This window comes from Serratia grimesii NBRC 13537, assembly GCF_001590905.1.
Taxonomy (GTDB): domain Bacteria; phylum Pseudomonadota; class Gammaproteobacteria; order Enterobacterales; family Enterobacteriaceae; genus Serratia; species Serratia grimesii.
The window spans coordinates 96880-111057 of record NZ_BCTT01000005.1 but is presented as its reverse complement, the minus strand read 5'-3'; the positions used below and the strand labels follow the sequence as shown (position 1 = coordinate 111057).

The following is a 14178-nucleotide window of genomic DNA, read 5'->3' as shown; positions in this document are numbered from 1 at the left end:
GGCAATTCCCTTAGGGAAAACAAAATTACAGGGCCTTCATGGTACCTTTCGGCAGAACGGCCGCCACGAAGTCACGCTTGATCATCACTTCCGTGGTGTCGTTCAGCGCAATGGCGATGATGCCGGTGTCAGCCACTTTGGTTACGCGGCCAATCAGGCCACCCGTGGTCAGCACTTCATCACCTTTACCGATCGAATCCATCAGTTTTTTGTGCTCTTTAGCGCGTTTCTGCTGTGGACGCAGGATCATGAAATAGAAAATCAGACCAAAAACCACCAGCATAATGATCAGAGAGTACGGGCTTCCCTGAGACGGAGCTCCTGCGGATGCGACGGCGTCAGAAATGAAAAAGCTCATTGAAATTCCCTCATTAAGTTATCAATTATTAATTCAAGCGTTTAAAGGTGGAATCGGTTTACCGATCCGACCGTAGAAGTCCGCAACAAACAGCTCTAATTTACCCTGTTCAATGGCCTCGCGTAAACCCGCCATCAGGCGTTGGTAGTGACGCAGGTTATGAATGGTGTTCAATCGGGCACCCAGTATTTCGTTGCAACGATCGAGATGATGCAAGTAGGCACGGCTGTAATTGCGACATGTGTAGCAATCACAGTCTTTATCCAGCGGAGAAGTATCATCCTTGTGCTTGGCATTACGGATTTTTACCACACCGTCAGTCACGAACAGATGGCCGTTACGGGCATTACGCGTTGGCATCACGCAGTCGAACATATCGATACCGCGACGCACACCTTCAACCAGATCTTCCGGCTTGCCAACGCCCATCAGGTAACGTGGCTTATCTTCCGGAATTTGCGGGCAAACATGTTCAAGAATGCGGTGCATATCCTCTTTTGGCTCGCCTACTGCCAAGCCGCCCACAGCGTAACCATCAAAACCGATATCCACCAGCCCTTTTACTGATACATCACGTAAATCTTCGTAAACACCGCCCTGGATAATGCCGAATAAAGCGTTCTTGTTATTCAGTTCATCAAAACGTTGACGGCTGCGCTTTGCCCAGCGCAGAGACATTTCCATCGAGCTCTTGGCGTAGTCCCAGTCTGCCGGGTACGGCGTACATTCGTCGAAGATCATCACGATGTCGGAACCCAGGTCATACTGGATTTCCATCGATTTTTCAGGGCTGAGGAAGACTTTATCGCCGTTAATCGGGTTACGGAAATGTACGCCTTCCTCTTTGATTTTGCGCATCGCGCCCAGGCTGAACACCTGGAAGCCGCCAGAATCGGTGAGGATCGGGCCATGCCACTGCATGAAATCATGCAGATCGCCATGCAGCTTCATGATCTCCTGCCCAGGGCGCAGCCACAGGTGGAAGGTGTTGCCCAACAAGATCTGTGCACCGGTCTCTTTTACTTCTTCCGGCGTCATGCCTTTTACCGTGCCGTAAGTACCGACAGGCATAAAGGCTGGGGTTTCCACCACGCCACGGTCAAAGATCAGGCGGCCACGGCGAGCGCGGCCATCGGTTGTGTCTAATTCGTACTTCACAAAGCCTCCAGCGCCAGAGAAACAGTCTGGCGTGATACAAAAAGAGGCGCATTCTACCAACCATCAAACCCGCACCACAAGCCAACCAGTACCCATATACGTATACCGGCCAGTCTTTGTGGATTTATGTTAATTTTCTGGCCTAGTTCTAGTCCAACCTATCACCAACTAATTATGCTACTTCGTGATAATTTGAAGAAATTCTTCACACATTTACATTCTCTCTAGATGCAAAGAGAAATATCTACGTACACATTTACCTACTAATTAAACTGATACTATTGCCATCCAATCTTGAGCCAAACTGCCACGGTTTACATATATAATTCCTACTCCACTTGCAGCCCCCCCCACACGCTCAGTTATCGTACCGACAGGCCAAATATAGTGAGTTGGTGCCGACCAAGCTATCACCGTATCAGCTTGCACACCTCGAGTTATAAATGCTCGGTTACCTGAGTAGCCGAAAGTATTAACCTTAACATTATAAAATTCAAAAGCAGACTGAGATGCCAATGCAACAGTTGCAATACGACCACCATTGAAAATAGCCCTTGAGCCGAAATAACCAATCACTTTATTTAGGTTGCAATTATTAAATATAGTTGGAGAGTACAGTGCACCGATAGAGGTTCCAGAACCAGAGCCTGCCGGAGCTCGTAAATCCAAGATATCTTCTGAAATTGTCACATTATTAAATGTTATCATCCCTCTAATGTTTTGTGTGTAATCTAGCGTAACTATCGAACCACCACTTACAATAATATTATACGCATTATTTCTTGGTGTTAACTTGTTTATAACCCCATTCTCTACAATAACTTCCGAACCCAAATAAACAGTTCCAGTAATTCTCGGTGAACGTAACGTTATTTTTTCAGCCGGCTCTGCTATATAAATATCCTTGACAGTAAAACCATTATATTCTGATTGGCGTCCAAAGCCACAAGAAACAACAGACTCGGCCGCTGAAATATTATTCATTGTAGAGAAATCCATTGCCAAGACTATGGATGTACTTGCAGTCAAACAAGGGGTTCCATCTGGTGCCTTCAGTCCTGCATATGCATCAATGATCCCTTGGTTTATTATTGAATTACCAAGACCAAAATAGCATGTTATGTATGTAAGCCCTGACGTAGTTTTTGAACCATCATCTAGCGTTGTAATATATGTCCTTTCACAATGGACATTATTTATAACATCTCTAGCACCGGTCATTTTAATTGCTTTATTATATGACTGTTCTACTTGCAATGATTTTATATGTGTCGTGTTATGAGTATCGCCTCCACCCTCTTGAGAATATGCAAATGAAGTTGAGTTGCCACATAGTTCAATAGACATTCTATCAATTGTTGAATCCCATACAGCCTCCTGTTTTATACCAATACCATTAAAATTATTAACACGAATATGCCCTATATTAAACCACTGCCCCTTTAAATACACTCCATTTAATGGAACATCGCGACTTGTAGAATCGACGATTAAACTACCAATAATTACAACACGATTAGCACGGCCTTGATTATATTTTAATGTTGGATCTCCAATTGTTATTACCCACTCACCGTTAAACTCCTTAGGATTTACTTTGAATATGCAGGAATTATCAGCAATAACCCCAGAAACCTTCATCAAATCAAGCGTCCCTGATATCGTCCAATAACTTCCTCGGAAATCTACAGTTCGGTTTTCTGACGCAGATATATAGCGGCGCAAAGCCTCGGTTGCATCAACACTATTTCCTGGCACAGCACCGAAATGAACTGGTAATAGTTGCTCAGTACGTCTCTTCCAACGAGCACCTCCGGTAGCCACAATCACGCTACCACCATCATCTATACTATTGGTGTCTGTAATATCATAAACGAAATAACCACCCCCAACTTTCCCTCCAATAGTGTATTCAGCAACATCAATAAGCTGTAAGTTCTCCGTTGGATTTATTGTTCTAAGTGTTGCAATATCCTTGCATCGACTGATTAAATTTAAACCCTCGCTATTGCTCATAAATTAATACCCTTATTTATATCTAAAAAATAGATTAATGAAGTAAAAACCCGTTTATCTCAGCATTAAATAACGATGAAGCGCTATCTAACAGTAACTGTACAATGACACCTCTACAGCAGATGACATAGTCATTATTTTTTTGATAAACGGATTAGACACTGTGACATACGAACCGTTATCACTCTATTCCCATCAAAAAAGTCATCTTTAAACTAAATAAAAACATCACCCATGCTAATGCAATCCATTATCGATATTCAAAAACATCCCTTTAAGTGGTGTTGGTACAACAACACTTTATAACATCTGCATTTAACAATGTTTCATAATCATAGTGACCAATAAGATTATAATACCAGTGAATATATATAGTAATTGATTTATCTTGTGGCATTCACCACACAACAAAAATCATGTAATTGAAAATCACAAAATAACCACTGACATCAAAATTAATACAAATTATTTGCATTGATAATTTTAAAAAATATAAACAAACAATAAAAAATAGTGAAATTAATTTAAACCAAACGCCACGATGTTATTAAAACGCACACACACAACCCGTTGGAATATAAAAAACATCCAAGTATATAATATCAGAGAGCATTATAGTACCAGAGGAATATAGAGTAAAAATGCAGAAAGCAGTGATTTCCACCTACGGAAATCACTCAATATAATTATAATAGTCATACTTCAAGCTGCGGATATATTGACTTCGTGTTCTCACCCTAGACGTTTACTTAAGTAAGCGCCTAGGGCCTCGTTCGTTTACCTCCCCCTACGTCTTGAACTCTACTGGGGATCTGCGCCGACGGACTCTTGTTCCGCCTGCGGATTACGGCTGATGAACATCGCATCGCCATAGCTGAAGAAACGGTACTGCTCGGCCACTGCCTGCTGATAGGCATGCATGGTGTTTTTATAACCGGCAAAAGCGGAAACCAACATAATCAGCGTCGATTCCGGCAGATGGAAATTGGTCACCAGCGCGTCAACCACCTGATAGTGGTAACCCGGGAAGATAAAGATGCTGGTGTCGTCGAAGAACGGGGCAATTAACGCCTCTTTGCTGGCGTTAGCGGCGCTTTCCAGCGAACGCACCGAGGTAGTGCCGACTGCCACCACACGCTTACCGCGCGCTTTGCAGGCTAATACGGCGTCAACCACCTCCTGCGGCACTTCTGCATATTCGGCATGCATGACGTGTTCTTCAATGGTTTCCACCCGCACTGGCTGGAAGGTGCCCGCACCCACGTGCAGGGTGACAAACGCCATCTCAATGCCTTTCTCGCGCAGCGCAGCCAATAGCGGCTCGTCAAAGTGAAGTCCGGCTGTCGGGGCCGCTACTGCGCCCGGTTTTTCGCTGTAAACCGTCTGGTAAAGCTCACGGTCGGCATCTTCGTCCGGGCGATCGATATACGGCGGCAGTGGCATATGACCGGCAGCATTAAGGATAGTGAATACATCCCGCTCGTCATTGAAGCGCAGTTCGAACAAGGTATCGTGGCGCGCAACCATCGTGGCCGCGATACTTTCGTCGTCCCCCAGCAGCAGGTCGGTGCCCGGCTTAGGGGCTTTAGAAGCACGCACATGCGCCAACACCCGATGATCGTCCAATACCCGTTCCACCAGGACTTCAATCTTGCCGCCGCTGACCTTACGGCCAAACATACGCGCAGGGATCACTCGGGTATTGTTGAACACCAACAGATCGCCGGCTTCCAGGTTATCCAGCAGATCGGTGAAGACGCCATGCTTAAGCTCCCCACTCGGCCCGTCCAACTGCAGCAAACGGCAACCGCTGCGCTCTGGTTGGGGATAGTGGGCAATCAGGGACTCGGGAAGTTCAAACGAAAAATCGGCGACGCGCATGGCTATTCACTTCTTCAATATAGGACTGGTTGGTAAAAAACAGGCGGCCTAGTCTAAAGCTGCGGGCGGTCAGCGGCAAGAAATAAGGAGGATTTGCATGACTTCAGGTATAGTTGCCGGATGAATTATCTCGCTCATCTTCATTTAGCCTCACTGGCTGAAAGCTCATTACTGGGCAATTTGTTGGCCGACTTCGTGCGCGGCAACCCTGTAGGCGAGTACGAGCCCGACGTGGTGGCCGGTATTATGATGCACCGCCGTGTCGACGTACTAACCGATAGCCTGCCTCAGGTAAAAGCCTGTCGCGACTATTTCACTGATGAGCATCGGCGCGTAGCCCCCATCACACTCGACGTTGTGTGGGATCACTTCCTGGCGCGTCACTGGCAGCAACTGGAGCCTTCTCTCAGCCTACAGGGTTTTACTCAGCAAGCCCGCAACCAGATCGCCCCGCATTTGCCAATGACACCACCGCGCTTCCAGAATTTAAATGGTTATTTATGGCCGGAACGCTGGTTGGAGCGTTACGCGGAACTGCCGTTTATCGGCAACGTGCTGGCGGGTATGGCTAGCCGTCGTCCACGTTTGGCGGCACTGGCTGGATCCTTCGCCGACGTAGAGCGCAACTACCATCAGCTTGAAATACAATTTTGGCAGTTTTATCCGCAGATGATGCAACAAGCCAAAGATAAAAAGCTGTGAGGCCCAAGCAAAACCGTTGAAAATGCGACGCTTTACAATAAATTGCTTTTTAAGCCTTGCCCTTTTATGGGAAAAGGTTATTTTTAAAGCTCGCTAAATTTAATCACCGACTTTGATAGGTAAAAGCTATCTCATTGATTGGTCTTTTACCCTTTATTCACCAAGTCGTGGCCCCTATACTGGCCCTTGCTTTTACATCAACCCCTTAACACCTATTACAGGAGTAATTATGGTCCTGGTAACTCGTCAAGCCCCTGACTTCACCGCAGCTGCCGTACTTGGCAACGGCGAAATCGTTGAAAACTTCAACTTCAAGAAGCACCTGAACGGCAAACCAGCTGTCCTGTTCTTCTGGCCGATGGACTTCACCTTCGTATGTCCTTCTGAGCTGATCGCTTTCGATCACCGCTATGAAGAATTCCAGAAGCGTGGCGTTGAAGTGGTTGGCGTTTCATTCGACTCCGAATTTGTACACAACGCATGGCGTAAAACCCCAGTCGAGAATGGCGGCATCGGGGAAGTGAAATACGCAATGGTTGCTGACATCAAGCGTGAAATTCAGAAAGCTTACGGCATCGAGCACCCAGAAGCAGGCGTTGCCCTGCGTGGTTCTTTCCTGATCGACAAAGACGGTGTGGTTCGCGCTCAGGTTGTTAACGACCTGCCAATCGGCCGTAACATCGACGAAATGATCCGTACCGTTGACGCACTGCAATTCCACGAGCAACACGGCGAAGTGTGCCCGGCTCAGTGGGAAAAAGGCAAAGCAGGTATGGGCGCATCTCCAGACGGCGTAGCTAAATACCTGTCCGAGAACGCTTCCAAGCTGTAATTTCAGCCTGTGAGTGTATCAACCGGCCCTTGTGGCCGGTTTTTTTTGCGCCAAATTAGGGCGGCCTGCCCCCTTTCCGTGCTTCATTTCCTTGTTTCCGCTCACATTTCCCCGGCTGTTTTCCGCGCAATCCCTTAACTGTAGCTAGTATCAATACGCTGGCCCGCAGTTTGCACTGCAAAAATGGCAAGCCAAACACAATAAGAAAACTGACAGGGTAGGAATAACTATGTTTTTACAAAAATGGAGCAAACCGCTGACCATGGCAGCGCTGCTCGTCAGCAGTAGCCTGTATGCCGCATCCAATCCGGCTGTCGAAGCCAAAAATGGCATGGTGGTGACATCTCAACATCTGGCCTCACAGGTCGGTGTCGATATCCTTAAACTGGGTGGCAACGCGATTGATGCGGCCGTAGCCGTGGGCTATGCGCAAGCGGTAGTCAACCCGTGTTGCGGCAACATCGGCGGCGGCGGCTTTATGACAGTGCACCTGGCCGACGGCACCGATACCTTTATTAACTTCCGCGAAACCGCACCGGCAGCGGCCAGCGCCAACATGTACCTGGATGCTGACGGTAACGTGAAGAAAGGGGCCAGTCTGTACGGTTATTTGGCGGCGGGTGTCCCAGGCACCGTGCTTGGCATGGAAACCGCACGCAAGAAATACGGCAAACTGAGCCGTGAACAGGTGATGGAACCGGCAATCAAACTGGCGCGAGAGGGTTTTGTACTGACCCGTGCCGATACCGACATCCTCGATACCACTGTCGCACGCTTTAAGCAGGATCCAGAATCCGCCAAGATTTTCCTGCGCCCAGACGGCACGGCGCTGCAGCCGGGCGATCGTCTGGTGCAAAGCGACCTGGCCAATACCCTGGAAGCCATCGCCAAAGACGGCCCGGATGCCTTTTATAAAGGTAAAATCCCGCAAGCGGTAGAAGCGGCAGCCAAACAGGGCGGCGGTATTCTGACGGCGGTCGACTTCACCAACTACAACGTCACCGAAACCCCGCCGATTACCTGTAGTTATCGCGGCTATAAATTTGTTTCGGCACCGCCACCCAGCTCAGGCGGTGTGACACTGTGCGAAATCCTTAACGTGGTCGAAGGCTACGACCTGAAAAGCATGGGCTTTAACTCGGCGGCGGCCATCCACACCATGACCGAAGCCATGCGCCACGCCTATATGGACCGTAATACCTATCTCGGTGACCCGGAGTTCATCAAAAACCCGATCGACAGATTGGTCAGCAAGAGCTACGCCGAGGAGATCCGCAAGAAAATCGTCGCTGACAAAGCCACACCGTCAGAGAATGTCCAACCCGGTATGGAGCCCCACGAAAAGCCGGAAACAACCCACTACTCGATTGTCGATCATGATGGCAACGCCGTTTCTACTACCTATACCGTCAACGGTCGCTTTGGTGCGGTGGTGATTGCCCCTGGCACCGGCTTCTTCCTCAACGATGAAATGGACGACTTTACCGTCAAGGTCGGGGAGAAAAACCTCTATGGGCTGGTGCAAGGCACTGCCAACAGCATTGCCCCCGGTAAGCGCCCACTATCGTCAATGAGCCCGACATTGGTGACCAAAGACAATAAAATCTTTATGGTGCTAGGTTCGCCAGGCGGATCGCGCATCATCACGATTACCTTGCAGACCGCACTGAACGTGATCGACCACGGTATGGCGCCGCAAGAGGCCGTAGATGCGCCGCGGATCCACCATCAGTGGCTGCCGGATGAGGTTTACTACGAACAGCGTGGGGTTTCTGCCGATACGCTGAAACTGCTCAGTGGTATGGGCTACAAGATGGTAGAACAAACGCCATGGGGCGCCGCCGAACTGATCCTGGTTGGCTTACCTGGCGCGGTCGGCGTTACGCCTGCTAACTCCGGAAACGACTCCGCAGTTTCTGGCAAGGTACGCGAAGGTTACCTGTATGGCGCGAATGACGTCCGCCGCCCAGCCGGTTCCGCAGTAGGTTATTGATCTAACTGGGCGTGTGAACGCCCACTAACCCACTAAGGGGCCGGTATATCGGCCCCTTCACACCCTTAGCCCACTCGCCGCCACAGGGTTACCGACTCCTCGTTCAGTTGCAGGGACACAGCACTCTGCTCGTCATTCAACTCGCCATTCCCTTCCAACCGTTGCCATTTACCTGCGGCCAGCAGCGGACTGTGCGGCAACGTCACTGCGCCTCTGCCTCCGCGTTGTAACACCACCAGCACCTGTTCCTGTTGATAGATGCGCACAAACGCCAGCGTTTCACCGGTGGCATGCAACACCTGACAGCCGCCACGACGCAGCGCCAGACTCTGTTTACGCAACGCCGCCATGCGCTGGAATAAGACCAACAGGCTCTGATCCCACTGGCTTTCATCCCACGGGAACGGCTTACGGCAGAACGGGTCGTTAGCACCATCAAGGCCAATCTCGTCGCCATAATATAAACAAGGCACACCGATCCAACTCATCAGCCACACCGCTGCCATACGCATCCGCGCTTGGTTGCCTTGCAACAGCGTCAGAAAACGCGCGGTGTCGTGGCTATCAAGCTGGTTGAACTGAATCAGTTGGCGGCCATGTGGCAGCCCGGCCCGGTAGTCATCCATCCACTGGACGCAGTCCGCGGCATCCATCTGAACCGGATGATGCGCTACGTCCAGCCCAGCAAGGAACCCCCGTACCGGAAGAGCGAACCCCATATAGTTCATTGCCGCATCTTCCACACCGGCATGCAGCCAACGACGTGCATCACCAAAATGCTCACCCAGTATGTAAGCTTGCGGGTTTTCCTGTTTTACCGCCTGATAAATCCCCGCCAAATGCTGCAAATTGCCGGTTGCGCCACCGTTCTCCCCCAACATATGCACGACATCCAGTCGCCAACCATCAATGCTGTACGGCGGGCGTAACCAGTGGCGCACCACACTGCCGTCACCGCGATAAATCGCCTCTGCGACCTGCGGTTCGGCAAAGTTGAGTTTTGGCAGGCTGGCATTGCCTTTCCAATCAAGCGCGCGGCCATCAGGGTAGAAATTAAACCAGCCACGGTACGGCGACTCTGGGTGGTGGCAAGCGCCGTTCTCACCTTGCTGGTGGCGATCAAACCACGCATGCGAATCGCCGGTATGGTTAAACACCCCGTCCAGCACCAGTTTCATCCCTACCTTGTGAGTGCTCACTCGCAAACGTTGCAAAGCAGCATTACCACCAAAATAGGGATCGACCTGGTAATAGTCTTCGGTATCGTATTTGTGCACGCTGGGCGCGGTGAAAATCGGGTTCAGGTACAGCGCCGTTACGCCCAACTCTTGCAAATAAGGCAGCTTTTGGCTGATACCATCCAAATCACCACCATAGAAGGTGGATGCGGCATGACGGTCTTCCAACGGATGTTGCCAGTCATGGCGTACAACTTCACAACCCGCAGCATGATGGCGATAGCTGCCGCTTTGAATACCATGCCCGCCACCGCTACTGGCAAAACGGTCGGGAAAAATTTGATAAAAAATCTGGTCAGCCACCCAGACCGGGCTGCTATCAGGTACATCGACCGCAAACTGTGCCAATTGTCCCGGCGGCGTCACCGACCACCCTTGTGGCCCGAACCATTGCTGCCGATCGCACCAAACCAGTTTGAAGCAGTAACGGCGAGTCGGCTCTCCTTCATTCAGCGTCAGGCTGGCCTGATAGCGAGACATACCTTCAACGCACTGCGTTTTCATGATCAACAGCCATTCTTCATTATCCGGCTCGGCGCGTAAGAACACGCGCTCGGGCAGATCATCCCCTTGTAACCAGAGCGTGATATCCAGGCGTTGTCCCTTTTTCACCACGAAGGGCGGGACCGGTTGATGCCAGGCATTAAGCATACTGTTCTCCTGCTGTACAAAACGAAATCGACGACGTTATTCAATGCCACGAACAATGCCACGTTGAGTGCAAGTCCCCCTCCTCTCTGGCCTGCAAACTCGGGGAGGAGCCGGGGGGTGGAGAGCGTCAGTCAGCGGCAACCCTATGTAAAAAAGGGTAAACAGGCGCACATTATGGCCCGCAGCCATTAGGCTAACGTCTTTTGAGTGTATTGGATATTTTTTGCGCATTTTTTAAGGAGCAGTAATGCAACAACAGATAACCCTGTGGCTGGAGAAGTTTGGGCTGGAATTCAGTGGAGTGATGTCTCTGCTGATGGTGCTGGGATTGATTGTTCTCATCTCGGTAGTGATCCACCTGGTGTTGCATCGCGTCGTATTGGCGGCGATCCAACGTCGCGGTCAGCAATCGCAACGGGTATGGCAGCAAGCACTTACCCAATACAAGCTATTCCAGCGTGTGGCTCTGCTACTGCAAGGGGTGATCATTAATTTGCAGGCGGTACTGTGGCTCCACGCAGGCAGCCAGACACAGGCGATTATTGTCACCGCTGCTCAGGTGTGGATCATGGGCTTCGCCCTGCTGTCGCTGTTTTCTTTGCTCGATACGCTGTTGGCAATGCTGCGTCAAAGCCCGATTTCAAACCAGTTGCCATTGCGCGGTATTTTTCAGGGGCTGAAGCTGGTCGCCGCCATTCTGATTGGCATCATGATTGTGTCACTGCTGATGGGCAAATCGCCCTTGCTGCTGCTCAGCGGCTTGGGGGCGATGACCGCAGTACTGATGCTGGTGTTTAAAGACCCGATCCTCGGGCTGGTAGCCGGTATCCAGCTTTCCGCCAACGACATGCTGACCATCGGCGACTGGTTGGAGATGCCAAAATACGGTGCGGACGGCGCAGTCACCGACATCGGTCTGACCACGGTAAAAGTACGTAACTGGGACAATACCGTGACGACCATCCCGACCTACGCACTGATCTCCGACTCCTTTAAGAACTGGCGTTCAATGTCGGAATCCGGTGGACGCCGCATTAAGCGCAGCATCAATATCGATACTACCAGCGTGCATTTTTTGTCGGATGAAGAGCAACAGCGGCTGAACCGCAATCCGCTGCTGCATCGTTATCTGAACGATAAAACGCAGGAGTTAAGCCAGCATAACCAGCAGATTGCCGTAGATCTCAGTTCTCCACTCAACGGCCGCCGCCTGACCAATTTGGGTACATTGCGTGCTTATCTGGTGGCGTATCTGCGCGCCCACCCGCATATTCACCAAAATATGACGCTGATGGTGCGCCAGTTAGCTCCGCTGCCAGAGGGATTGCCGTTGGAAATTTATGCCTTCACCAATACCACGGTCTGGGCGGAATACGAAAGTATTCAATCTGATATCTTTGACCATATTCTGGCGGTCATTAACGAATTCGATCTGCGGGTGCATCAAACGCCAACTGGCAACGACATGCGTAGCATGCTCAGCCAAATGCGGCAGACCGCAGAGATTTCCTGACGCAGACTGACGTAACTGTTTCTGCCGGTAATGACTCTCAACCCAGGGGCAACAGATGTCTCAGTACACTTTTCTTTCGGCATGAAAACAGCGTTAATACATTGATTAACGCGCACTGAAGGAAAAGAGGATTGCTGAAATCATTACGCCATCGGCTGTTTACTCTGTTGGCCGCCCTGATGTTTGTTAGCTGCCTGCACAGCGCCTCACTGGACGAAAGTCGTATGAGCCGCACCTTACAACCGGCACTGAGTACCCTGAGCCGGAATATGCAGGATATCCGTGAGATACTGTCGCGCGCAGCAGGCGAAGAGCAAGAAGAACGATTGAACGACAGTAGTCTGCGTATTGAAGCCCGCGCCTCTGGTGACGACGAACCGGAAGATAAGCGATAAAAAAACACCGGCGCAAGGCCGGTGTTTTTATTTTCAATCCTGCTGTTGTGCCAGCTCCGTCAATTTTTTCTGACGATTAACCTTGAAGTAATACCCTGCCAACAGCACCACGACCCATACCAGACCCGCATACAGGGATACGCGTGTGGTTGGGAAGTAACCTATCAAACCGATGATAAACACCAGGAAGATGATCGCCACCACTGACGTGAACACGCCGCCTCGTAGTGGGAAGGCCAGGTTCTTCACCTGCTCTTTGCTCAGGCTCCGGCGGAAAGCAATCTGCGAGAACAAAATCATGATCCACACCCACACAGTCGCGAAAGTCGCCAGTGAGGCAATCACCAGGAACACATTTTCCGGCATGATGTAGTTCAGGTATACCGCCAGCAGCAACGCGAACATCATCACCACAACCGTGACCCACGGGATACCGCGTTTGGAGACCTTGCTGAACATCTTCGGCGCGTGGCCTTGTTCGGCCATACCGTGCAGCATGCGGCCAACACCAAACACATCGCTGTTAATTGCAGACAACGATGCGGTGATCACCACAAAGTTAAGAATACCCGCCGCCACAGTAATGCCCATATGCTGGAAGGTCAGCACGAACGGGCTGCCGTTAGTCCCCACCTGGTTCCACGGGTAGATCGACATGATGACGAACAGCGTACCGACATAAAACACCAGAATACGCCATGGCACCGAGTTGATGGCCTTGGGAATCGAGGTTTTCGGGTCTTTAGCTTCACCGGCGGTGATACCAATAATTTCGATGCCGCCGTAGGCAAACATCACCAGTTGCAGCGACAGGATCATGCCAATAAAGCCGTTGCTGAAGAAACCGCCGTTGGACCACAGGTTATGAATCCCGGTCGGTTGCCCGCCGTTGCCAATCCCCCAGATGATGATGCCGATACCCGCAGCAATCATGATAATGATGGTGGCCACTTTAAAGAACGAGAACCAGAACTCCAGCTCACCGAAGACCTTCACGCTCATCAAGTTGATGGCGCCTATCACCAGCACCACGCTCAGCACCCAAATCCAATGCGGTACTTCAGGGAACCAAATGCCCATATAGATACCGAAAGCGGTCACATCGGCAATGGCAACGATCAGGATTTCGAAACAGTAGGTCCAGCCGGTGATATACCCAGCCATCGGGCCAAGATAATCCTGCGCATAGCGTGAAAACGAACTGGCCTGCGGGTTGTTGACCGACATCTCGCCCAGCGCGCGCATGATGATAAAGGCGACAATACCGCCAATCAGGTAGGCCAGCAAAACGCTCGGGCCGGCCATTTTAATGGCGTCCGCCGAACCGTAGAACAAACCGGTGCCGATAGCCGAGCCCAGTGCCATAAAGCGAATGTGACGCGTACTGAGGCCGCGTTTCAGCTTATTGGCCGCAGGGGCGGCGGGTGACTGTTGTTGCATG

General features: G+C 50.6%; 11 protein-coding genes. 5 read left to right on the top strand and 6 right to left on the bottom strand.

Annotated features, from left to right (window positions below):
• Positions 1–25 precede the first annotated feature (25 nt).
• The 4 genes from yajC to queA form a co-directional block, all read right to left on the bottom strand.
• Positions 26–358, bottom strand: coding sequence for a preprotein translocase subunit YajC (gene yajC, locus SGR01S_RS05345; RefSeq protein WP_012005503.1), 333 nt, complete (start codon positions 356–358; stop codon positions 26–28).
• A gap of 33 nt (positions 359–391) precedes the next feature.
• Positions 392–1516 (bottom strand): tRNA guanosine(34) transglycosylase Tgt, encoded by a 1125-nt coding sequence (gene tgt / locus SGR01S_RS05340; RefSeq protein WP_037424353.1) that lies wholly within the window; start codon positions 1514–1516, stop codon positions 392–394.
• Between the two features lie 267 nt (positions 1517–1783).
• Entirely contained in the window at positions 1784–3532 is a 1749-nt protein-coding gene (locus SGR01S_RS05335; RefSeq protein WP_061806781.1) for a putative phage tail protein, read from the bottom strand.
• A gap of 801 nt (positions 3533–4333) precedes the next feature.
• Positions 4334–5413, bottom strand: coding sequence for a tRNA preQ1(34) S-adenosylmethionine ribosyltransferase-isomerase QueA (gene queA / locus SGR01S_RS05330; protein ID WP_061806780.1), 1080 nt, complete (start codon positions 5411–5413; stop codon positions 4334–4336).
• Between the two features lie 120 nt (positions 5414–5533).
• Here queA and SGR01S_RS05325 point away from each other — a divergent pair, with 120 nt between their 5' ends.
• From SGR01S_RS05325 to ggt, 3 genes are all read left to right on the top strand, one after another.
• Positions 5534–6115, top strand: a complete 582-nt coding sequence (locus tag SGR01S_RS05325; RefSeq protein ID WP_061806779.1) for an ACP phosphodiesterase — start codon at positions 5534–5536, stop codon at positions 6113–6115.
• A 229-nt stretch (positions 6116–6344) separates the two neighbouring features.
• On the top strand, positions 6345–6947 hold the full coding sequence (locus tag SGR01S_RS05320; RefSeq protein ID WP_020825459.1) for a peroxiredoxin C: 603 nt from the start codon (positions 6345–6347) through the stop codon (positions 6945–6947).
• Between the two features lie 229 nt (positions 6948–7176).
• A complete protein-coding gene (gene ggt, locus SGR01S_RS05315) occupies positions 7177–8940 on the top strand; it encodes a gamma-glutamyltransferase (protein ID WP_061806778.1) in 1764 nt (587 codons plus the stop codon).
• Between the two features lie 65 nt (positions 8941–9005).
• Here the strand turns inward: ggt and malZ are convergent, their stop codons facing one another.
• Positions 9006–10829 carry a maltodextrin glucosidase gene (gene malZ / locus SGR01S_RS05310; protein ID WP_061806777.1) on the bottom strand — a complete coding sequence of 608 codons (1824 nt, stop codon included), beginning with the start codon at positions 10827–10829 and terminating at the stop codon, positions 9006–9008.
• A 247-nt stretch (positions 10830–11076) separates the two neighbouring features.
• On the opposite strand from malZ, the gene SGR01S_RS05305 reads away from it, so the two are divergent.
• Both SGR01S_RS05305 and SGR01S_RS05300 read left to right on the top strand, forming a co-directional pair.
• The gene (locus SGR01S_RS05305) at positions 11077–12342 is read left to right on the top strand and encodes a mechanosensitive ion channel family protein (protein ID WP_061806776.1); all 1266 of its coding nucleotides are present in this window, start codon (positions 11077–11079) and stop codon (positions 12340–12342) included.
• A gap of 131 nt (positions 12343–12473) precedes the next feature.
• Positions 12474–12737: a hypothetical protein gene (locus tag SGR01S_RS05300; protein ID WP_061806775.1), complete on the top strand. Its 264-nt coding sequence runs from the start codon at positions 12474–12476 to the stop codon at positions 12735–12737.
• Positions 12738–12770: 33 nt separating this feature from the next.
• Here SGR01S_RS05300 and proY read toward each other — a convergent pair whose 3' ends face one another.
• Entirely contained in the window at positions 12771–14177 is a 1407-nt protein-coding gene (gene proY, locus SGR01S_RS05295) for a proline-specific permease ProY (protein ID WP_061806774.1), read from the bottom strand.
• Position 14178 lies beyond the last annotated feature (1 nt).